This is a genomic window from Arcobacter aquimarinus (assembly GCF_013177635.1).
GTDB classification, from domain to species: Bacteria; Campylobacterota; Campylobacteria; order Campylobacterales; family Arcobacteraceae; genus Aliarcobacter; species Aliarcobacter aquimarinus.
In genome coordinates this window covers 1,253,962-1,278,102 of the sequence record NZ_CP030944.1, presented here as the reverse complement: position 1 = coordinate 1,278,102, position 24,141 = coordinate 1,253,962, and the positions used below count along the sequence as shown (strand labels likewise).

Here is a 24,141-nt window from a genome sequence, read left to right as displayed (position 1 = left end):
TATGAGAATAAAAAACAATTTTTATTAAATTAAAAGAACTTGCATCAGAAATCATCAATACATTTTCATTCATTTAAAACTCTTTTTAATGGATTCTTAAATGACTATTTTCTCTCAAAATTATTCAAAAAAAAATCTTCATTTTCAAGATGAACAACATTTAATATTTCCTCAAAATCATTAAAATACATATGATAATGATTCATTGGAATATCTTGAAATTTTAGGAACAATTTCCAATCTAAAATAAGTTTATATTTGAAATTCTCTTTTTGTATTTTGTCTCTTGAGTTTTTACTATTTACAGTAGCACAGATAACTCCACATTCAACTTTTTTGTTTAAAAAGTTTATTCTATATATTTTATGAATCATTCCTCTATTCATATCTCTTTTTAATTTTCTATCTTCTTTTGATACGGCAATAGAAATTTTTAAATTAATGTTATCAATTTTATAATCATATCTATCAAAAAAATATGCAGTAATTAGAATTAAAGCATCATCTGCTTTTTTAATTATTGCTATTGTATTTTTGTGACCTATTTTATATATATTATTTTCTTTTTTTGAAATAGCAAATTTATCATCAATTTGTTTTACTAGATTTATTAAAATATCTTTATCAATAGGAGTGTAATGTTCTCTTCTTTGAATGGCATGTTTTGAGATTATGATATTTCTTTGGTTTATTTGAGTATCCATTATATTTCTTTTTTAACAGCGATTGTAAACTTATTTATTACTAGAAATTAAAATATAAAGAATTAAATTTTTCTATATCTGCAAGAGTAAAATTTAAAGAAATCCAAAATACATTTTCTCCAATTGGGTACTTTTTTAGATTCTTTGCATCTAAATATTCTTTATCTTCATAAATTATTATATCATCAATTTTATACAGTATTTTTTCATTTTTTTTAATTCCATATTCATTATCTAAAATCTCACCTATGTATAAATCTGTATTATTTAATGCCTTTTGAATTTTTTTATTTAAGTCAAGATATCTTATTTCGATTAAAGAATATTTAACAAAAAACTCTTCATAAGTAATAGTTAAAGTATCTAATAATTTTGAAATATTGCCTATTTTGAGCTTATTATTTAAATTAATAAGAGATTCTAAAGTTTTTCTATCAATTTTTATAAATGAAAACTTTTCATTTACATCATCATTATAATTTATACTATTTGAAATTTCATTAATTTCTAAATCCCATTTAGAAATAGTTTTTTTTAATTCATAATAGGCTTTTGTATTTGTTTTGATTCTAAAATTTGTAATATTTTTTAACTCATTACTTATTTCTGTAAGAATCTCTTTTTTTAATTCTAAAACTTCTTGACTGTATATGTTCATTTTTACCTAACCATAGATAGTTGTTAAAAGATTTTATTCAAATTATACTTATAAAAAACTAACTATAGGTATTTATATTGATTAAAAACAGCGAATTCTCTAAAGATGACATTCAGAAAATTTATAAAACTATAGGTAAAAATGTAAAAAGAATTAGAGAAGAAAAAGGCATAAGCCAACTTAATCTTGCTATGGCGATAGGGCATAAATCAGTTGGAGTTATTTCTAATTGTGAATTATGCCTACAAAATAAGCATTTTAACATTGAACAATTAATCAAAATTGCTGATGTATTAGGTGTAAATATAAAAGATTTTTTTGAAAATATTTGATAATAATCATAATTTTTATAGAGTATAAATAGTTGTTTGAGATAATTAATTATATTAACTTTTTTGTATTTTCAAATAGAGAGATTTTAAGCATCTATTATTTTATGATCCCGCTACACTAAATCATACTCAGAATTTAAAAACTTCTAAAATAAGTATGAAAGAAGTAGAAAAAATGAGAAATAGTAAATATACTAAAGAGTTTAGGGATGAAACTGTTCAATTGATTTTGAATAATGAAAAGTTAGCAATGTAAATTGGAAAAGATCTTGCTATAAATAATAAAACAATTTTTAATTAGATTAAAGTTTATAAAAAAGAAAATAATATAACAACTCCTATTGATAAAACTAAAAATCAATCTAAATCATCACAATAAGAATGTTCTTGATGTTGGTATTTCTGAATTTTTCAGAAATATATCAAATACTAAAAATTAATAACTCTTTATAATTAGCACTATATAGTAACAAGTGCTACTTTTTTATCTAAATTTGATAATATGAGACTAAACTATCTTGACAAAAGATCAAAAAAATAATATAATTTTTGTTGAAATTTTAGTATTATCATAAGTAAGAATACAGGATTAAATGCTAGATTTTGATGTTTTAGCGGTGTCAATTTCAATATGCATAGCAAATTGAATGAGATTAAATAAATTATTCAAAAGGAATTTAACAATGTTAAACTAATTTTAGATAACTTATCTAAGTTACATTTATTATGGATTAAATACATAATAACTCGTTAAATAGTTCTAGAGTTATTATAAACACCATCTCCTTAAAGTAAAATAAATTAAATAAAGATAATAAACTAGTATTAGAAAGTGATACAATAGGTTACGTTCCTTTTTTAAATAAAGGAAATAAATTGAAAAACAACTCGAAAATTGTAATATTACCCGTGGATAATGGGAATATGACATTATTTAAATTAAATGATTTAAATAAAACAACTATTCTTTACGATATGTATATAAGAGAAAAATCAACTGACAAAGATGATGACTCTTATGATGTACTAGAATACCTAATGAAAAATATTGAAACTGACGAATTAGGTAGACCTTTTATTGATGTATTCATTCTATCTCATCACGATGATGACCATATTAGAGGCTTTGAAAACTATTTTCATACTGGAGATCTTTCTTCGTATAAAAATGAAGATAAAAAAATTTATATAAAAGAAATTTGGGGATCTGCAAGATTTCTAAAAAGAGCAAGTAAGTTTAATGTTTTGGAAAGTGATGCAAAGTGTTTTAATACGGAAATGAATAGAAGGTTTAATTTATTTATGGAAAGTAAAAAAATTCAATCTACTGGTAATAGAATCAAAATACTTGGCCATTGTCCTGATGGAGGTACTGAAGGTGCAGATAAAGTTGTTTGTCCTATAGGAGATAATACTAGTACTTTAAATGAAAATGACTTAAGAGATAAAATAAATATTTTAGTATTGGCACCATTAGAACAGCAAGAAAATGAGGATTACGAATCTTTTAAAAAGAAGAATAGAGGTAGTGTAATTTTAAATATTGATATTCATGAAAAAAAATATACTAACAAAATACTTTTAACAGGTGATGCAGAAGTTGATGTATGTGAATATTTAAATGATGAATATGGAGAAGATGAATTGGAGTATGATATTTTATTAGCACCGCATCATTGTTCAAAATATTCTTTTTATAGGAAAAACAGTAATGATGAATCAATATTTTATGAAAAAGCTTTTAACGCATTGTCTTATACAAAAACTGGTGCAAAAATTATTGCAAGTTGTAGAGAATTTGGGAAAGATACTCCTCCACATAGTGAAGCAAAAGATAAATACATAAATTTGGTTGGAAAATCAAACTTCTTTTATACTGCTGGTAATAAGGTGTCGGGAAAGGTTAAGCCTATAGAATTTGAACTTACAAATGCTGGAACAAAAAAGGCTTTATCAAAAACTGCTGCAATTGGTACTACTGCTGCAAAAGAAGCGACAGGAGAACCACGTGGACATGGTTGATAAATACTTTGTTAATATTGCACATAATCAAACCAAGGAGTCTCATCATACAAATGATGAGACTTCAGATATTTTTTATAATGAAGATCAAACAGAAGCTACATTTAGTACGATTTTTAAATTAGAGTTCCCAAGTTCTATTTTAGGAGATGAAACACCTTTGGGAGTAAAAAGATTTGAAGAGGTTAGATTTATTTTTGATAAAGGATTTCCTTATAAAGCACCAATAATTTTTTTAAGAGATGATTTCCCAAAAGTATTTCCACATATAAATCCAACAAAGGAAAAAGTTAACCCATGTATATATGAAGGTTCTAATGATGAATTATTACAACAGCCAAATTTCTTTTTTGAATTATTAGATCAAATAGCAAGTTGGTTAGATAAAGCAGTAACAAATGATTTGATTGATTTAGAACAGGGCTGGGAACCAATGAGAACAGATTTTAATAATGGTATAATATCTTTTCCAGTAACTTTTATAGAAGAAGCTATTCGAAGTGGGAGGACAATTAATTCTATAGGAATAAATTATTCTTTTCTAAAGAATGATTTTATTCAAGCAAGAATTGAAGCTTTAGATATTTCAAAATTTGATAAAATTAACCATAGTTTTTTAATACCACTTGTATTAACAGAAGCTTCAAGTAATTTTTTTCCAAATGATATTTTCACTTATAATGATTTTATTAAATTTACAAAAAAAATATCTTTAAAGAATGTTTATGACATAATAGGAGAATATGCGAAACACTTAAAAAAAATATCGTTGTTATTTATTACAATACTTATAAAAAGACCTGTTCATTTAATTGGTACTGATTCTGACATAGAAATTCTTAATTTTGCTATTGAAGTAAAGTATGATAAAATAAAGAGAAATATTAAAGCTAATTCAAAATCTTATACTCTTGCAAGTATTGAACCACCAAGTAAGGAATTATTAACAAAATTTTCTGGTATTAATAAAAAAAATAATATAAATAAAAACATGAAACTTATTCAATTAGGTTGTGGCAGTCTAGGTTCTAAAATTATTACACATATAGCAAGAACAGGACTTACTGATGATATAACACTAATCGATAATGATTTATTTAATGCACATAATCATGCTAGACATACATTAACTGGTATATCAAATGGATTAAAAAGTGAACTACTTTATGAAGCATTATTAGAAATGGGATTATCAAGAGTTAATTCTATTGGAGAGGATATTAAAGAGTGCCTAAATATAATAAAAGATGATTCAATATTAATAGATGCCACTGCAGATTTTTCTATTAGAAACTTTTTAATAAAAAAAGAAATAAAGAGTGAAGTAATACATGTAGTATTACATAATTTATCAACTTATGGCCTAGTTTTAATTGAATCTAAGAATAGAGCAGTTAGATTGGATGATTTGCTATCATATTTTTATCTTTTATGTTATAGAGAGAAAAAATTTTTTAATATTATAAAGACAGATAAAACTGAATATCAAATGGTTGGACAAGGATGCGGATCATTAACTACAATAACTACAGATGCTGAAATTTCATACTTTTCAGCACCAATGTCGATGCAAATACAAAATGAACTTGAAAATGGACTTAGCGAAGATACTGGAAAATTAAATATTGGTAATTTAAATTCAAATTTAAATTTAGAATGGGATAAATTTAAAATTAAAGCACCTCTTATATTATTTGATAAATCATTTGGCTATGAAGTAAGAATAAATAGTGATGTTGTAGAAAAAATACTTAAAAATTCTACTCAATATTCTCCTAATGAAACAGGGGGAGTTTTAATTGGAAATATTTCTTTAGTGAATAAAGTTATCTCAATAGTTGATTTAATTGATCCACCCGAGGATAGTAAAAGAACTAAGGTGTATTTTGAGTTGGGTACAACAGGTTTACAAGAGAAAGTTTTAGATTATGAAAAGAAAACAAATGGTTTATTAACGTATATTGGAACATGGCATAGTCATCCAATGGGTGGTTCTGCTTCTGTAAAAGACTTAAAGACAAAAACTGAGTTAATTCGAGATAGAAAAGGGTTCCCCACAGTTTGTTTAATTAATAGTAAAGGGAATATTATAATAGTTGAAAATGGAGATAAAGTATGACAGGTATATATTTTAAAATAATAAAATTTTTATCAAAACAAGAATATGAGTTGAAGGCTAGGTATATACCTTCACTAATTTTTACAAGTGCTATAATGACTATGATATATTTTAAATATTTAGTTAATTTAGATTTAGGAATTGTTGATTATTTAAAAATTCCATTAATAATTCTGACTTCATTATTTATTACATTGTTACCTAAGTTTTGTGCAACAATAATATCAGGATATTTACAAACACTATATTGGGATAAATTTGGAAACCCTACAATTAAATATTTAAAAAAAAGTAAAAATAGTGAATATCAAAACTTATTAACTTTATTTGAAAATGATGATAAGTTAATGTCAAATATGCTGAAAACTACTAGAGAATGTAAATTATTATTTTCAAAAAATATTTTTTATGGTTTTATGCGAAATTTTAGTTTTTTAGTATTAGTTTTATTGTTTATTAATTTGATATATTTTAACTATTTTATTTTTGAAAATGGTTTGGTTTTCTTTCTATCTTTTATTTGTTTATATATATCAAGCAAAAGGTATGCTGAACAAATAATTAAAAGTTATATTGAAATTAAATAAAAGAACTGGACATATAGGTAGAAATATATGGTTGTTATTATTTATTAGAACTTGTACTCTATTGATATTTTAATTATAAATAACATCAAGTAGCTAGGTAGATTAGCACTTGATGTTCATTTATTTATTTTATATTAAAAGTTGTAATATAAAAAATTAATATTTACTTGTTTTTAATATGCCATGGTTTACTATCATTATTGATGATAATTTATACAGTATTTCACTTAAAGTTAAGTAGTAAAAGTCTTCATCATATTCTTCAGTATAGTTAGTAGAAACTTTTCTTATGTAAAGAAATAGATTTAATAGACTTTTAAAATCTAAATAAAATTCATTAATTGTTGTATCAAAATCATAATATTTATATTTCTTAATTGCTTCTTCAAGTTTGTTAATAGTTGAATCAATCTTATCTTTGTTTTTTTTGTAAATGTTATTTACTTTTTCTATTCTTTTGATTAGTTCTTTAAGATATAAGTTTTTATCTTTTGAATTCATATTTTCATGAAGTACTTTTAAATTATATTCAACTTTATTTAGATTCTTATTTTGTTTTAAATCAAGTTTATAATCTAACCTTCTATATCTTCTATTTAAAACTGTCGTAAATAAATATTCTGGATGTTGAAGTAAAATATTATCTTCAACTTCTTCAATGATTATGTCACATGCATCGCACATATGGTGACGCAAAGCCTTGTTATTAGTTCCCTTACCATTATTGTATATATCTGCTAAACTTACAATCTCAGAATAAAATTGATTTGCTGCTGTAGAATATTCTGAGAATAAATTATCAAATTCATGATAAGTACTATTAACAAGTTCCATGTATGGAGCTAATCGTTTTTTTTCTTCATTTATTCTTTGTCTCTCTTCTGTTTTTTGACGAATTAAAATATCAGTTTTCTGCCATTGTGAAGTTTTTGTCATAGTTCTCCATGAAATTGCTAATGCTATTGTAGATACTATTATTGCAACAGAACTTATAATATGTTCAGTATCAAATTCATTCATTTATCTAATCTTTTAAAATATATCTGTAGTACGTACTAATTGTTCTTTATCAAAGTGCGTATATATCCTTGATGTATTAATATCTGCATGACCTAAAGATTCTTGAACTAGTATGAGATCTTTATTTTTTTGATAAAGTAGGGTGGCAAAAGTATGTCTTAACATATGGGCTCCATTTTTTTCTTTTCTAATACCTACACTTAGTAGTATCTTTTCTACTATACTACTTATATATGCTTGACTTAATGGTTTTCCTTTTTGATTACAAAAGAGTAGGTTATTATTACAACATTTGATATTAAACCACTCATCTAAATCTTTTTTTATTATAGATTCTTTTATCATTACAACTCTTGGTTTATTACCTTTTCCACGAACTTGTATAATATAAGCATTCCCATCTTTATTGAAATCCTTTAAGTCAATATTTATTGCTTCACTTACCCTTATTCCTGTGTAAAGAATAGTTTTTATAATTAATCTATTTCTTGAAGCAACTTTTGCACCAAAAGGATAAGTATGTATTCCATCAATAAATCTTTGTACTTCATCTTTTTGCATAAAAGAGGGCAGTTTAGTACCACTTTTACCAGATAAACCACCCCAGTTCTTAAGTTCAATTCCATATCTATATACATACCCATTATCTTCTTCATTTTGTTTATCGATGTATCCAAAAAAAGTAATTAAAGCAATTCTATAATTCTTTTTTGTTGCATCTGATAATGTACTTGTTTCTGTTACAAGAAAATCACTTAATAACTCTTCATCAATTTCTTTCATGGAATTTGCACCAAAATTAATTATAAACATGTATAACTTTTCAAGTGGTATAAAATATACATGTATACTATTTATACCAATATTTCTAACTTCTTTAATAATAGATTTTAAGTTTTCAATTGAGTCAAAACCTTTTATAAGTTGTTGAAGAATTTGTGCTAAACGATCCTTGTCTTTTACTTGTCTATTTGATAAGCCTGTTATTTTGTTCCTGACAAACCTAGACAACCAAAATAAGTATGTTTTACTAAATGTAGATTCACAGTCTAATGGATATTTCAATATTAGCCTTTAATTAAATATATATATAATTACTTTTGGAAACTATAATTTCCAAATTATAATATATACTAACTTAAAACACTTCTTAAGTTAGTATTATTTTCTTTAATCCATCAAAAAAACCTGGATTTGCGATTAAAATATCATTTTCATCTTTTAAAGAACCTATATCAGTTAATTTAATGGAGATACTATTTGTTTCAATATCTTTTATAAATTTAGTTATTGATTCTATTTCTGAACTAAGTAATGTATTTTTACTAGTATCAGTTAAACTATTATTAATATTGTTCTCTACATGGTAATTTAGTTTATAATTTTTATTCATATTATTTTTTAAAATATTTAATTGATTTTTCAATGATTTATTTTCTGAAATAATTATATTAATATGAGCCTTTAATGCTGGATCATCAATATAATCAGATAGTTTATAATCACTATTTTCTTTATACGTATCTGATACAGTAATATTATTTACAAAAAATTCAATTAAATCTCTATAATCTTTTCCTTGAACATTTCTTATTGTTTGAGTGATAGGACCACCCTCTTTCTTTGATAGCTTTCCTATTAATGCTATTGAAAAATTATTGCTGCCAGTTTTATACAAATGCAATAATATATCATAAACTATTTTTAAATTATCCTTTTTCTTTTTTGAATCTGTTTTATCAAGAATATTCTGAAAAAAATTATCAATTTTTTCTATATCTATCTTATTTTTCATAATCAATCCTTGTAATTATTTTATTTTTATATTCATACTTATTATTTAACAATTCATTTATTTCATTTTTTATATCTATTTTTAAACCAAAATCTAATAGTTTATTTTTATTATTAAAAACATCTATAGCATTTGGTTTTCCTAACTTTATCATCAACAATTTAATAAATTCATTTCCTACATGAAGTGATTCATCTTCATTTAAAAATAAAAAATAAGGTTCCATATCATTATTTAAAAGCATTTTATTTATTATTTGATTTCTTTTCATATTTGCGATATTGGCTTGAATACTTTCATAAAAAATTGAACTTTGACAAACTTCATCGTATAATTCAAATTCTGAACATTCAGTGATACTATAGTTTATATTCATAATATCTCCATTAGTTATTAAATTAAATTTATTAGAATTTTCTTTTATTTGATTTTCTTGAATTACTTTGCATTGTTCAATTAAATTATACAAAGATTGCCAATCTAATAATAGCTGATCTAATTCATTATTATGTTTATTATAGTGACTGTCTGCTAGTTCTAAATCTTTCCATTTTAAAAAAGCTTTGTTTTCTTTCTCACAATTATATTTTTCATTAAATAACTCTTCATATTTTTTTTCTGATTTTTTATAAATGATAGTTTTTTCTTTTATAATTATGGCTAATTCATTAAATCTTGAAATTAATCCTAATAAAAAAGGTACACCAGTAATAAAAAATCGGCATCTAATACAATTCTTTGGACCATTTCCAACAGAATTATAAATTTGAGTATAACCTCCTCCAGAACTAATCAAATCACCGCCTTCTAAACATTTATTTTCACCAACAGGGCAAATTCCTATATCTGAAGTTAAACAGCTTTTTGTATTTAATTGAGTAATTGAATCTAAGGCACTTATATTATTATAAACGAGATTATTTTCTAATTCTTCATATTTTGCATTAGCTATAAAATTATTAAAATTTTCTTGTTCTTTTAATGAAATTTCCTTTGTTGCTTTATTTAAAGTTTCTGAAATATGTGTTTGATTATATTTTGTATAATACATAGTCATTAATATTGTGCTATGTCCAGCAAGATATTTACTTAAAATTGTATATGGAACTCCTACTTGATGTAGCGCTGTAAGATTTGTAACTCTAAGAGAGTGTAAATCATAATAACTAACCACTGGTTTTGTTCCTTGCCATTTTTCTATAAAAAAAATAGGCTTATCGTTTGACAATTCTCTTTCTTTGTTTATTCTTTTTTCTAATTCAGCTAATAATGCTTTCCAATAATATTGAACTCTTGAATCAATAATAGGCTCTTCATGATTTTCATTTGATTTATCTCTAAATAAAAAGAAGTTTTCACCCATTTCTTTTAATATTTCTTTTGATTTCTTTGCTAAATTTATATCTTTTATATCTACCCATTTATAAGGTTTTTTCACAGGATTGTATTTCTTTTGCCATTTTATTAAATCTGAAATTATTTTTATAATTTCTTTATTTTCCCATGGAATAGTATAACCCTTTAAATCACTATTTGAATCTTTTGTTTTATTTGTATTAATATATAATCCAATAAGTTCATTTTGAGTATTGTTATCCACAATTTTTTTTAAAACACCTTTATAATTTTTTTGATTTTTATAAATAGCGTTAGCATTTATTTCCCAATTCCATTTATCATAATCAAAATAAAATTTATCCCCTTCTCCACTATCTAAATATCTTAATTGATAAGTTCTAATAGGTGTTTTTAATTTAAGTAGTATTAAATATGTTGTTACAGGACTCCAAATTCTTTCATTATTATGAATTATCCATTCATTTTTCAATGTTTTAGGCCATTTGAAATCATCTTTTGTTATTATTTCTTCAAGTATACGTAAATATCTACTAGGTAAAGCATTTCTATAGGTTTCCGTATAATTTTTATTTTTTATTGAAATCTTTTCAATGGGATTTTTATAATTTGTATCAATAATTTGATGATTTTTATCATAAGTACAATTAACAATTAAAAACCAATCAAAGAAATCGCATAGTTTTGATAAATTATTTCGAAGTCCTGTATTGTTTTCTGGTAATTTTTTTATATTAATTGCATATCTTTTAAATTCTTCAGGTATATCATAATTTATGCTTAGATATAAAAAAGGATCCCTTGTAATATTAGGATAGTAAATTAAATAATCTAAAAAATTTATAAAAGCTTGTCGATATAAATTATAAGAATTTTTTTTTAATTCTAAGTAAGTTGAGAAAAAAATAGTCCATAAGTATAGGGATATATCATAATGAAGAGCCCATTCAAAAAAAGGATCGCTTCTTTTCCCTTTAGTAAAAGATATTCCTTTTGTTTTATTTATTAGATCATCAATTTGAAATTTATTAAAACTTTTATTTGTTTCTTTGTAAAACCATATCACAAAGTTTATAATCAAACTAAATGTTTTTTTTTCAAACTTATCAATATTTTCTAATAATATTAATTGAAAATTCTCTCTTAATGTAGTCTCTATAGTATTTTCGTATAAAAATTCTAAAAATATTATTTTAAATTCTTTTAGAAAATCAATATTAATATTTTTTACTAATGCCCATTTGTCAATATATAAATTCCATTCATTCATCTAAGAAACTTCTCCTTTAAATTTTCAAAAAAATTTTCATTGTTTTTTTCTATAAATATTTGTTCATTTATATTATTGCTTGCTTCATTTAATACTTGATTAATTTTTTCAACAGAAGGTAATGTATATACCATTTGACTAAATGGTGATTTATGATGTAGGGCTTTTTGAATGATGTTTTTAGAAAGACCACTATTATGTAAATTTTGACCATATGCATGTCTATGAGAATGAGGTGTTGTTCCAAATTCTTTTTTATAATGTAATTTGATTTTTTTTATAGCATTTTTATGAGAATCTCTAAAAGCATTAATTGTATATGGTAATCCAAAACTTTTATGATGAGTGCTAACAAATAAATATGGATTATATAAATTTTTAGGTCGTATTTCCATTATATATTTTTTATATAAATCCCAAAATAATTTACCTGCCCAAGTTGGAAACCAATAAACTATAGCATAATTAAATTTCCCTGTTTTATCCAGTGCTAAATCTTTCCAGCCAGCATGATTTGTTCCTGTTTGTAAATTTCTAGGTGTCAGATTGTATTTCTTTTGTAAATATTCTTTTCTTGTTAATTCAACAGTTTTATTAGTGTATTTATCAAAATAAGTTATATAACCATCTTCTGGATGATATAATTTTACTAATGCACATCCTGGATTATTTGGATCTTCCATAACATCATTAACAAATAAATGAAAAGGCTCAGATAATCTTGTTCCTCCAAAATGCATTAATATAGTAATCATAATATTTCTTATATCATATGAATCAGAACCTCTTTTAAATCCCGTAAATAATAAATCTATTATTTTACTGTTATCAAAATATTTAATATCATATATTTCTGATTTAAAAAAATTAACTTTTTTGTTAATTTCATATATAGCTGAAGGATTCTTATCCAAAGTTTTTATATGGCTTAATAATGAGGTTTGCCTTTTATTATTCCAATGTCTAAGATATAATATTTTCTCATTCATTGATAAATCGTTATAATCTTTAACAAAAATACTATCTTTATTTCTACTCTTTTTATAGTACCAATCTAAAAAACTATAAAGTACATTTATTAATGAATTAACTCTAGAAATTTTTTTAGGAAACCAAAATAATTCTAAAGAATCTTCACCTTCATTCGTAATACTACCATTTTGTAATAATTTAATAAAATTTGGCATAAAATAGATTTTTCTATTTCTATCATTATTTAAATCAAAATTCTTGTTCACAAAAATATAATCAATAAATAAACCAACTATATATGTTGCATTATTTTGCCAAGAAATACTTTTAAATTGATTATTAATAAAATAGTCAAGCAAAGGATAAAAAATACCATTATTAGTAAATATTACTTTAAAATTTCTAGTAATAAATTCTGTTCTAACATTTATAGTAACAACAGTATGAAATTTGGGAGAATTATTTTGTTTATTCATTATTACAATATTATATTTATTACTATAATTTTGTACTTAATTAATATATAAAAAATATAAATTTCTTTAGAAAAATACTACAATCACTTTTTATAGTATTATATTTATTATACTATATATAATTAAAGTTTTCAATACTAAAACATATTAAAGGAAGAAGCTATTTCCTTCTTCCTTTTGAGAATTCAATTATATAATCAGCAATTTCATCTAAATGAACTATGTCTTTTACTGCACCTGCTTGAATGGCTTTCATCGGCATTCCAAAAACAACACAACTCTCTTCGTTTTGTGCAACTGTATATGCACCGTTATCATGAAGCTCTTTCATTGCAATTGTTCCATCATCACCCATTCCTGTCATCATGATAGCCATAGCACTACCACCAACTGCATTATTAACTGATCTAAATAAAACATCAACACTTGGTTTATGTTGACTAACTTTTTTTGTATCCAAAAGTTTTGTTCTATATTCATTTGCATACTTTTCAATTGTTAAATGCATATTTCCCGGAGCTAAATAACCATGACCTCTTTCTAAAATCATTCCATCTTTTGCTTCACAAACTATAACTTCTGAATTATCATTTAATCTATGAGCAAAAGAATTAGAAAAACCATAAGGAATATGTTGAGTTATTAAAATAGGTGGTAAGCCAGCTGGAAGTCTTCTAAAAACTTTTAATAAAGATTCTACTCCTCCCGTTGAAGAACCTATTGCTATTAACTTCATACCAGGGAATATCGCAGCTTTTAATGGTATAACTTCATCAGGATGAATTTTGAACTCAATATTTGATGAAGATTTAGGATTTTTTTTAAGAGCAGGAGGCTTTTTTAATGTATATCTTTTTAATAAAAATGTTAAATTTAAAAGCGTATCTTTAATTCTTTCTTGAAATGAATTCATCGATTCACCTGTCTCAGGTTTAGGAATAAAACCTACAGCACCATCATCAAAAATATCATTCCCTCTTACACTTTCACCTGAAATAACAACAGCCGGCATAGGGTGAAGTCTCATTAAATTTCTTAAAAATGTAACACCGTCCATTTTGGGCATATTAATATCTATTGTAACCAAATCAGGTTCATATTCCTTGATTTTTTCTCTTGCATCATAAGCATCTGTTGCAACACAAACAACTTCAAATTCGTCAATAGAGTTAATCATATCTTTTATGATTCTTCTCATTGAAGGAGAATCATCTATCACTAAAACTGTATACAAACTATTTTACCTCTACCCTACTTTTTTATTTTAGAAAAGTTCAATTTCCATTTGAGGCTCAACTTCTTTAGTATCAATACCAAATAAGTCCACTCCACCAACATATTCTTTGATAACAGGTGCTTTTGTAATCTCTTGTTGTAGTGTTTTTTCTTCAGATAGAATTTTATTATCAGTTTCAGATTTTTGTGTAACTTTAATAAATGTTTCAAAATCATTTGCTAATAAAATCAATCTTCCATGTTCACCACGTGTATGTTCACTTATTAATTTAAATCCTTCTGATTTACAAAAATCTTTTGCAAATTCTACATTTCTAAAACCTATAGATTGACTTGACATATTAATTTGCATAATATCAGCACCACCTGATATTTTAGCTAGCATATTAGCTTTACTGCATCCTAATTTATACATTTCATTTAGCATGGCTTCAACAGAATATAAACCATATTTCATATCATCATTAGTATTATTTGTTTTAGGAAGCAAAAAATGATTCATCCCTTTTATTTTTTTTACTTTATCATAAAACATAATAGCAACACAAGAACCAAGTAAAGTTTTAAAAGCTATTTCTTCAGTATCACTACCAACAGCAAACTCTCCACCAATTACAGTATGAGTTGGATATCCTTTTGTCTTTTGTGTAAATCTAACTGATGAAGTTTTTTCTATACTTCCATCTTTATGTCCAATTACTATCAAGTTATTTCCTTTTCTTTTACGAAAATATTTTGTCCAACCCTTTTTACATAATGTACTAAATCCTGCGGGTTCTCTGAATGTCCTAAATATAAGGTCCCACCTATTTTTAGATGTTTAAATAATTTTTTAAGTATTTTATTTTGGTCTTCAGCAGAAAAGTATATTAATACATTTCTACAAAAAATTACATCAAATTGATTTTGAGAAAAAGGATATGAAGAATCATTTAAATTCATCACATGAAATGTAATCATTTTTTTTAATTCATCATTTACTTTAATCAAAACTTCTTCGCCAGCAAGATTTTTTTGAACTCTTCTTTTAAAATATTTTTGAGGTTTTATCCACTCTGGAAATTCTTTTGAAGATTTAGAGTATCTGTATATACCATCAGCTGCATACTGTAAAACATTTGTATCTATATCTGTTGCAATTATTGATGCATTAATATTTCTTCCTAAATCCTCTATAGCCTTTAAAATGGTCATTGCCATAGAATAAGGTTCTTCACCTGTAGAGGAAGCGGAGCAATACATATTAATTTTAGTTCCACTATTTGCAAAAGAAGGAAGAACTCTATCTTTTAAATCAACAAAATGAAAATCTTCTCTAAAAAAATGAGTTTTATTTGTAGTAAAAGAATTAATAAATTCTGTTACATAATTTCCCTGCTCTATTGAGATTAATAAATCCATAATATCGCCTGAATATCTACAATTTCTCTTTAATTTATCAATTCTATTTGAAATCATAATATCTTTATTATCAGACAATGTAATGCCTGTTAAAGAATAAAGAAGCTTTTTTACTTTGTCATGAACATCCTGAGTTGTATATCTCATTTTTTTTAAGAAGCCCTTCTTGCTGCATTCATATCTTTTTCAATTTTAATTTGTGCATTTATTATTCCAACTACATCTAAAATTAAACCTATACTTCCATCCCCTCTTACTGTTGCTGCACCAATTCCTTGAACACTTCTAAAATTTTTATCTAAAGGTTTTACAACCACTTGATGTTGATTTAAAAATTCATCAATAGAAAGAGCTACTTTTGTATTTCCTGATTTTACAACTATTAACATTCCATCTTCTAGTTTTTCAAAACTTTTTTCTAAACCAAATAATTGATGTAGTTTAACAACAGGAATAAATTCTTCTCTAAGCATTAATAAATCTTGTGTTCCATCACCAATTTTCTTAATCATCTCTGATGTTGGTTGTAATGATTCAACAATTGAACTTAAAGGTAAAATATATTTTTGATTACCAACTCTGATATCTAATCCATCCAAAATAGCAAGTGTTAAAGGTAACATAATAGTTATTGTTGTACCCTCACCTATATGGGTATCAAGTTTAATTGCACCACCTAGTTTATGGATATTTGTTTTAACAACGTCCATTCCAACACCACGACCTGAAATATCAGTAATTTGATCTGCAGTTGAAACTCCTGCTCCAAAAATTAACATTGCTTTTTCATTTTCTGTCATAGTATTATATTGATTTTCATCAATTTGACCTTGTTCTAAAGCTTTTTGTGCAACTTTTTCAGAATTTATACCTTTACCATCATCTTCAATGGTAATAATCATTTGACCATTAGCTTGTTCTGCTGAAATGCTAATTGAACCAACTTCAGCTTTTCCTGTTAATTCTCTTTCAGCTGGTGTTTCTATTCCATGGTCTAAAGAATTTCTAATAATATGCATTAAAGGGTCTGTTAATCCTTCAATCATTGCTTTATCAATTTCAACATTATCTCCATAATGTTTAAACTCAACTTTTTTACCTAATTTTTTAGAAATATCTCTAACAACTTTTGGGAATTTTGAATAAATAGAATCCATAGGAACCATTCTAATACTCATAATAGAATCTTGCATATCTCTGATATGTCTTTCAAGTAATTCTAATCTTTCTAAAACAGAATTTCTTGTTTTTGATTCTTCAATTGTTGATGAAAATTGAGTTAACATTGCATTTGTAATAACTAAATCTCCAACATTATTCATTAGTAAGTCAATTTTATCTAAATTAACTCTAATGCTATTATTATTGTTTGAAACTGATTTTTTCCCACTATCTTCTTCATTATTAGTTGTTTCTCTAGGTTTTCTTAAAGGAGTTTTTTCTGTAGTTGCTACTTGATTAACTTCCTTTTTTTCTTCATTTTTGATATTCTCTTCTTCTATATCATTTGTTTGCATAATAGATGTTGGAGTAATTTCTGGTACATCGTCAAAGAAACCAAAATTTTCTTTATCTTCTGAAGATATTTTAAAATCACTATCTTTTGTATTTTTTGAAATAGTTTGTAAATCATCATCATAAAAACCTATATTTTCATGTGCTTCATCAATATCATCATCAGCAAAAATTCCATAAGGTTTATTTTTATTATCTCTTTGTTCGTTTAAATCATCATCAAAGAAACCAAAGTTATCACTATCTAATACTTCTTTTTCAACTTCTTTAACTTCTTCAAGAATTTTTACTTCTTCTTTTTTAGTTTCAACTTTTAGTTCTTCTTTTTTAACTACATTCCCACTTGAATAAGCTCTAATTTCATCCAATAAGGCACTAGTCATACTAGTAAATGTTTCTCTATCAAGTTTATTTGATACTTCTAATTCTAGAATCTCTTTCATCACATCAAGACCATCAATTAGTGTTTCAGCCATTTCAGGGATAAACTCAATTTTATGATTTCTTAATTTATCCATTAAGTTTTCTACGTCATGTGTAAATTCAGCAAAAAAAGCTAATTCAACAGAAGCACCACTTCCTTTTAAAGTATGAACATCTCTAAAAAGTTGACCCATCTCTTCATCAGTTAGAGTACCATTATTTTCAGCTTCTAAAAGAACATTATCAGCTGACTCAAAAAGTTCTGCAGCTTCTTCAAGAAACATTTCCCTATATTTAGAAATATCGAACGACATTAAAGATCCTTTTATTATCTACTTAAAACTATATTAACTGCTTTTAACAACTGGTCTGGAACAAATGGCTTTACAATCCATCCTGTAGCCCCAGCTGCTTTACCTTTCGCTTTCATTTCATCACTTCTTTCTGTTGTAAGTACAAGAATCGGTTTCTTTGAATATTGAGGTACTTTTCTTAATTCACCTATTAATGTTAATCCATCCATATTTGGCATATTTACATCTGTTATTATTAAATCAAAATCAGCAGCCTTTGCTTTTGCTAAACCATCTACTCCATCTACAGCTTCAGTAACATCAGTATATCCACCTTCATTTAATGCATAGTTGAGCATATCTCTTAGCATTGTAGAATCATCCACTATTAAAAGCTTAGCCATATTAAAACCCCTTAAGTTTACTTATAAAAAATTATTTTACTTATACTAACGTAAGAAATATTAATTTAGGATTAGATTTTATTATAAATCTTTAAGATTGGAAAAATAATTATTAAATGAAACCCTTTCTAAGGGTTATGGAGAGTTAAATTAATCCTTATTAAGGATTAATTTGAAGATAATTCAATTCGGTCTTTTTTTACTTTTAAAACTTTTACTTCTATATCTTGACCAACAGATAAGATATCTGATACATTATTTACTCTTTCTTTAGAAATTTTTGAAATATGTAATAATCCTTCTCCACCTTTTGGTAAAAGTATAAATGCTCCAAAATCTACAACTCTTTCAACTTTACCTGTAACTATTTCATCAACTTGATAAAGTTTTTCAAAATCTATATTTTTTGTTTCTTTTCTTGGTGATGCATTATTAGATATAGTTTTTATATGTTCACAAGCATCCATAATATTTTGTTTATTATCTCCACTTACTTTAACAATTCCATTATCTCTGTCAAGATCAATAGAAACAGTAAATCTTTCTATGATTTCTTTTATTGTAGCACCTGCTTTTCCTATAATAACCATAAATTTACTTGGATCTATTATAAATTGCTCAACTAATGGTAATGCACCACTTGGTACAATATCTTTAGCAGCTTCTTCCATTAAACCTAAAATATGATCTCTACCCTCTTTTGCTTGAAGTAATGCTTCTTTTAAAACTGATAATTCGATTCCACCAAGTTTAATATCCATTTGTAAAGCAGTAATTCCTTTATTAGTTCCTGCAACTTTAAAATCCATATCTCCATCATGGTCTTCAAGTCCCATAATATCTGTTAAAATAGAATATTTATCATTTTCTACTACCATTCCCATTGCAACACCAGCTACAAGATTTGATATAGGTACACCTGCTGCTTTTAGCGCTAAAGAACCTCCACAAACAGTTGCCATTGATGAAGAACCATTTGATTCTAAAATTTCAGAAACTAATCTTACTGTTTCATTGTAATCATCATCAATAGTAGTTTCAAGGGCTTTTTTAGCTAAATTACCATGTCCTAATTCACGTCTTCCTATTCCAAACATAGGTTTAGCTTCACCAACAGAGAAACCTGGAAAGTTATAATGAACCATAAATCTTTCCATAGAAGTTGATTTATCAGTTAATACTTCATACATTTGTCCATCTTTTGGTCCTGCAATAGTTCCTATAACTAATGCTTGTGTTTCACCTCTTGTGAATAAACAAGAAGAGTGAGTTGATGGTAAAATATTTGTTTCAATAGAAATTGGTCTAACATCTTTTAAACCTCTTCCATCTGCTCTTACTTTATCATTTACTATCATTTTTCTTACAATTTCTCTTTTTACAATTGAAACTGCTTCATAAATTGTATTAAATTCTAATTCATTAGTTGTACAATATTCATTTGAAGCTATCATTTTTGCAACATCTTTTAATTGAGTAGCTCTTTCACTTTTTGCAAGTTTTTTTATAGCTTCTTTTATTTCATTTGAAAAATTATCTCTAACATAATTTATTACAGACTCTTCAATAGTAAATTTAATTAATTCAACTTGAACTTTTTCTTTTGAAACTTCTTCAAAAGCTTTTTCATAAGTTAAATTTGCTTCTTTTAATGCATTTTGAGCAAAAGTAATTGCTTCAACTAATGTATCTTCATTCATTTCATTTGCATTATGAACTTTTGTAAAAGCTTCAATATCAACTTCAATTAACTCACTAGAAGATATAGTCTTCATTTCTATCATTAATAATTCATCTTTAGATCCAGCAACATATAAATCTAAAGTAGAATTAGCTATTTGTTCTGGTGTTGGATTGATTACATAATTATTTTCAATTCTTCCAACTCTCACACCACAAACAGATTTCTTGATTGGTAAATTTGATGTGTATAAAGCAGCATTTGCAGCATTTAATGATAATGTTTGTAAATCAACATCTTTATCTGCACTTAAAACCATAACTGTAATAGTTGTAGGATATACGTAACCTTTTGGAAAAAGAGGTCTTAAACTTCTATCTATTACTCTTGATGTTAAAGTTTCAAAATCACTTGGTTTTCCTTCTCTTTTTATAAATCCACCAGGTAATTTAGCTGCTGCATAAGTCTTTTCTATATATTGAACAGTTAAAGGTGTAAAATCTTCACTAACAGGATTATCAAATTCACTTACAACAGTAGCCAAAACTACAGCATTTCCTATTTTTGCTAAAACAGCTCCATTTGCTTGTTTAGCAACTTTATTAAATTCAAAAATTTCTTGTTTTCCATTTAAATCAAATTCACAAACTATTGACATTATTATAATCCTTTTTTTATTTTTTCTATATCTTCAAAGCTAAGTTCTTCTAAACTATCATAATAAAAATCAATCTCTACAAAATGATCCAATTTTTTTACAAAATATAAATCATCTGCAATTGATTCTATAGTTGGAATACTTGCTGTTGGTAAAATTGGAGTTGCTACTGAAATAGATTTTGCTTTTAAGTTGATAGCAGTTTTAATACAAGCCATCATCGTAAGACCTGTATTAATACCCTCATCAACTATTAAAACATTTTTATCTTCTAATTTTTCAATTTTCTCACCTTGCCTAAATCTATTAACTTGTTCTGTGATAGATTCTTCTAAAACATATTTAGATTTTGAATAAACATAATCTAAACTTATATCAAATGATTTTACTAACTCCTCATGTATTAAAACTTCTTCTCTTTCTGTAACAACTGCAATTTCGCAATCTTCGTTATTTGGTGCATAAATTTTTCCTGAAAACATAATATCATATTTACCATTTAATGCTTTTGCAACAATTTTTGCTATTTCAAATCCACCATAAGAACTTGCAATTACAATCCATTCTTCTAGTTTCATATTATCTATTGGTAATGCATCAATTAATCTATATGCTGCAACTTCTCTATTTTTAAAATATATGCTATCTGGATTCATTATTCTTCATTATTTTCAATTTTATGCTTGTATTTAACTCCACCTATTGGCTTCAATGTTAAATTCACTAATATAATATCTTGTTCAATAGATTTATAATTATTTGAGTAATCTATTCTTGTTGTTGGTTCTATTTCTCTTTCTATACTAAGATCTAAATTCCAACAACTATCATCTATATTAAAACCTATTCCTTGTCTATTTCTAACTTTTTCTTTTAGATTATAATTTTCATAATATCTAATAGAATAATCTTTTGCTATTTTGTATGAAGCACTAAATCTATATGATTCTAAATCCTCTTTATTTGAATTTTCTGTTTCTTTAGATTCATAATAACCCGCACTAAAAGATAAATCTCTATAAGTTAATGTTTTATCTACACTACTTTCAATAAACTGTTCATCTTGTACATTGTAAACTGCTCGTCCTGAAATAGAACCATAATCATGATTTATTTTTAGATAATTTTCATAATTTTGTAATTTTGGATTATCTAATTCATCATAAAAAATAGATTGAGACATCTTATGATTTATTATTTGTTTTAAACTATCTTTATCATATAAAGATTGATTTAATGTTAAGACTATATTTTTATCTTCTTCAATAATTGGAAAAGCTTTTAACTCTCGACCTTTTTGCGAAGTTTTATCAATAGTTGCACCATATAAATCACCATCTTCTTTTAAATTTTTAGGAATTATATATTCACTTGTTAAATTCATAGTATGTAAGTAATCTTCATAAGGTTTTATTAAATCACTTCCAACTAAAAAAGAGGTTCTATTTTGAATTAAAGTACCATCTTCATACTTTATTTTATCTATATTTCCATATTTATATTTGCTTAATAAAGTTTTGTTTTCAACTGTAAAATATAAATAATCATCTAAAAAATATTTACTATAACTAATAGGAACACTTACTTCATAAATACTAGCAGTTAATCCTTCAGGTCTTGTGTAATTCATAAATTTAGTATCTATAGAATATAATAATCCATCAAGAAATAACTCTTTATTATATGAATGGAAATGTAATTGAGGCAACTCTTGTAAAGTTTGATTATTTGATTTTTTTGATGTATCTATATAATATCTAGCGTATGCTCCTGTATAATAATCAGGTGTATTATAAAAATAATTGATTTTAGATTCAACCTTTTTATCTGTTGATAAAATAGCATCTTCATCTTCCAAAGTTATATATTCAACATCATTTAAATATCTTAATGATGAATATAATCCATCATCGCTTGTATTAGAATTTGAAAAAATATTTCTTCTTATATAATTAATATCTAAACCAAAATGTTCATTATTCTCTAAATTATTTTTTTCTTTATAGTCTTTATATTCTTTAAATACCCCTGCTTTTACTCTTAATATAGAATCAACAGAATCAGCATATCTATAGTGTGCATAAATACCATTTCCTCTAAATGTCCTAATTTGAGGAATTAATTCTATATCATAATTATCAGCAGGAGCAATAAATATTGGCTGAGAATAATAAATTCCTTCATCACCTGAATAACCAACTGTAGGTAACAACAGACCTGTTCTTCTAGTAGTATCTGTTGGAAACCCTAAGTATGGGCTATAAAGGATAGGAACATTTTTAACATATAATCTTGGGTTATAAGCATCAACCCATTTTTTTTCTGTATCATAATCAATGGAACTAGCTCTGATACTCCAAGCAGGATCAATACAATCACAAGAAGAAATAATAGAATTATCAAGTTCTACTAATTCATTATTTTTTGAAGATTCTTTTGAATTAACCCAAAGTTTACTACTATTTTCATACAAAAAAGTCGGTTCTTGATTTAAAGAATCAGTTTTTAAGTCTACAAAAGCATAATTACTTTGAGTTTGGATATTATTATCTTTTATAATTAAAACATTATCAAATAATTCAAAAATTTCACTTTCTTTGTGATATATAGCTTTATCTGCACTTAAATAATAAGTAGGAGAAAATATAACAACATTTCCAGTTGCCGTTAACACATTTTCCTTTGATTTTAAATCCTCAGCAACTAATTGAAATTTTTCATTTTTAATTTCTTGAGCTTGTAATAAAGCAGATGTTATTACTAAAGTACTAATTATTTTTTTATACATTAACTACCAACGTTTTACCTGTAATATCATGAAATGTTTTTCTTCCTTCATTAAAAAATCCAATTAAGAAACCTACATAAAAAAACATTTCAGAAAAAATTCTTCCAACAGCTCTCAAAAATGCAGAAAAAATAGAAACTCTACCCCAATGTCCTGCATCAATAACTCTTATTTTTGCAACAATTTTTCCTATAGTTGCACCATAATACCAAACAAAGAAAGTATGATATAAAACTTTTAAAGTAATTAAAGGCATAACTAAATCAGTTTTCAAAAGAAACATTAAAGCTTCCATATCATGACTAACAGCTGATATCTTTCCCCAAAAAATAACCATTACAATAACAGTTAATATCAAATCATCAATTACATAAGCAAAAGCTCTTGAACGCATTGATGCTAATTGAAGATTATTTGTATTATTTTGCATT

General features: G+C 25.2%; 20 protein-coding genes. 4 read left to right on the top strand and 16 right to left on the bottom strand.

Annotation, left to right across the window (positions count from 1 at the left end; genetic code table 11):
- Window positions 1-104 precede the first annotated feature (104 nt).
- The gene (locus AAQM_RS06270) at window positions 105-704 is read right to left on the bottom strand and encodes a hypothetical protein (protein ID WP_129094245.1); all 600 of its coding nucleotides are present in this window, start codon (window positions 702-704) and stop codon (window positions 105-107) included.
- Window positions 705-744: 40 nt separating this feature from the next.
- Window positions 745-1,362: a hypothetical protein gene (locus tag AAQM_RS06265; protein ID WP_129094246.1), complete on the bottom strand. Its 618-nt coding sequence runs from the start codon at window positions 1,360-1,362 to the stop codon at window positions 745-747.
- Window positions 1,363-1,439: 77 nt separating this feature from the next.
- On the opposite strand from AAQM_RS06265, the gene AAQM_RS06260 reads away from it, so the two are divergent.
- From AAQM_RS06260 to AAQM_RS06245, 4 genes are all read left to right on the top strand, one after another.
- Complete coding sequence (locus tag AAQM_RS06260; RefSeq protein ID WP_228254489.1) at window positions 1,440-1,694, top strand: helix-turn-helix domain-containing protein; 255 nt, start codon at window positions 1,440-1,442, stop codon at window positions 1,692-1,694.
- Between the two features lie 876 nt (window positions 1,695-2,570).
- Window positions 2,571-3,716 carry an anti-phage 6A-MBL system MBL-fold protein gene (mblB, locus tag AAQM_RS06255; RefSeq protein WP_129094247.1) on the top strand — a complete coding sequence of 382 codons (1,146 nt, stop codon included), beginning with the start codon at window positions 2,571-2,573 and terminating at the stop codon, window positions 3,714-3,716.
- Window positions 3,709-5,835, top strand: a complete 2,127-nt coding sequence (gene cap2-3 / locus AAQM_RS06250) for an anti-phage 6A-MBL system cap2_3 protein (RefSeq protein ID WP_164967018.1) — start codon at window positions 3,709-3,711, stop codon at window positions 5,833-5,835. The genes mblB and cap2-3 overlap by 8 nt, the downstream gene beginning before the upstream one ends.
- Window positions 5,832-6,422: a hypothetical protein gene (locus tag AAQM_RS06245; protein ID WP_129094249.1), complete on the top strand. Its 591-nt coding sequence runs from the start codon at window positions 5,832-5,834 to the stop codon at window positions 6,420-6,422. Before cap2-3 ends, AAQM_RS06245 begins: the two co-directional genes overlap by 4 nt.
- Window positions 6,423-6,578: 156 nt before the next feature.
- Here AAQM_RS06245 and AAQM_RS06240 read toward each other — a convergent pair whose 3' ends face one another.
- From AAQM_RS06240 to AAQM_RS06175, 14 genes are all read right to left on the bottom strand, one after another.
- Window positions 6,579-7,442, bottom strand: coding sequence for a hypothetical protein (locus tag AAQM_RS06240; RefSeq protein ID WP_129094250.1), 864 nt, complete (start codon window positions 7,440-7,442; stop codon window positions 6,579-6,581).
- Window positions 7,443-7,454: 12 nt separating this feature from the next.
- The gene (locus AAQM_RS06235; protein WP_129094251.1) at window positions 7,455-8,507 is read right to left on the bottom strand and encodes a tyrosine-type recombinase/integrase; all 1,053 of its coding nucleotides are present in this window, start codon (window positions 8,505-8,507) and stop codon (window positions 7,455-7,457) included.
- An 85-nt stretch (window positions 8,508-8,592) separates the two neighbouring features.
- Window positions 8,593-9,237: a gamma-mobile-trio protein GmtX gene (gene gmtX, locus AAQM_RS06230; protein ID WP_129094252.1), complete on the bottom strand. Its 645-nt coding sequence runs from the start codon at window positions 9,235-9,237 to the stop codon at window positions 8,593-8,595.
- Window positions 9,227-11,863: a VPA1269 family protein gene (locus AAQM_RS06225; protein WP_129094253.1), complete on the bottom strand. Its 2,637-nt coding sequence runs from the start codon at window positions 11,861-11,863 to the stop codon at window positions 9,227-9,229. Before AAQM_RS06225 ends, gmtX begins: the two co-directional genes overlap by 11 nt.
- Entirely contained in the window at window positions 11,860-13,311 is a 1,452-nt protein-coding gene (gene gmtY, locus AAQM_RS06220) for a gamma-mobile-trio recombinase GmtY (RefSeq protein ID WP_129094254.1), read from the bottom strand. The genes AAQM_RS06225 and gmtY overlap by 4 nt, the downstream gene beginning before the upstream one ends.
- Before the next feature lie 160 nt (window positions 13,312-13,471).
- Window positions 13,472-14,545: a protein-glutamate methylesterase/protein-glutamine glutaminase gene (locus AAQM_RS06215; protein WP_129094255.1), complete on the bottom strand. Its 1,074-nt coding sequence runs from the start codon at window positions 14,543-14,545 to the stop codon at window positions 13,472-13,474.
- A 30-nt stretch (window positions 14,546-14,575) separates the two neighbouring features.
- A complete protein-coding gene (locus AAQM_RS06210; protein WP_129094256.1) occupies window positions 14,576-15,253 on the bottom strand; it encodes a chemotaxis protein CheD in 678 nt (225 codons plus the stop codon).
- Entirely contained in the window at window positions 15,250-16,095 is an 846-nt protein-coding gene (locus AAQM_RS06205; protein ID WP_129094257.1) for a CheR family methyltransferase, read from the bottom strand. Before AAQM_RS06205 ends, AAQM_RS06210 begins: the two co-directional genes overlap by 4 nt.
- Before the next feature lie 5 nt (window positions 16,096-16,100).
- Complete coding sequence (locus AAQM_RS06200; RefSeq protein WP_129094258.1) at window positions 16,101-18,200, bottom strand: chemotaxis protein CheA; 2,100 nt, start codon at window positions 18,198-18,200, stop codon at window positions 16,101-16,103.
- 14 nt (window positions 18,201-18,214) lie between these two features.
- On the bottom strand, window positions 18,215-18,583 hold the full coding sequence (locus AAQM_RS06195) for a response regulator (protein WP_129094259.1): 369 nt from the start codon (window positions 18,581-18,583) through the stop codon (window positions 18,215-18,217).
- A 167-nt stretch (window positions 18,584-18,750) separates the two neighbouring features.
- A complete protein-coding gene (locus tag AAQM_RS06190) occupies window positions 18,751-20,922 on the bottom strand; it encodes a polyribonucleotide nucleotidyltransferase (protein ID WP_129094260.1) in 2,172 nt (723 codons plus the stop codon).
- A gap of 2 nt (window positions 20,923-20,924) precedes the next feature.
- Window positions 20,925-21,578 carry a phosphoribosyltransferase gene (locus AAQM_RS06185; protein WP_129094261.1) on the bottom strand — a complete coding sequence of 218 codons (654 nt, stop codon included), beginning with the start codon at window positions 21,576-21,578 and terminating at the stop codon, window positions 20,925-20,927.
- The gene (locus tag AAQM_RS06180; RefSeq protein WP_129094262.1) at window positions 21,578-23,710 is read right to left on the bottom strand and encodes an LPS-assembly protein LptD; all 2,133 of its coding nucleotides are present in this window, start codon (window positions 23,708-23,710) and stop codon (window positions 21,578-21,580) included. Before AAQM_RS06180 ends, AAQM_RS06185 begins: the two co-directional genes overlap by 1 nt.
- Complete coding sequence (locus AAQM_RS06175) at window positions 23,703-24,140, bottom strand: RDD family protein (RefSeq protein ID WP_129094263.1); 438 nt, start codon at window positions 24,138-24,140, stop codon at window positions 23,703-23,705. Before AAQM_RS06175 ends, AAQM_RS06180 begins: the two co-directional genes overlap by 8 nt.
- Window position 24,141: the final 1 nt, after the last annotated feature.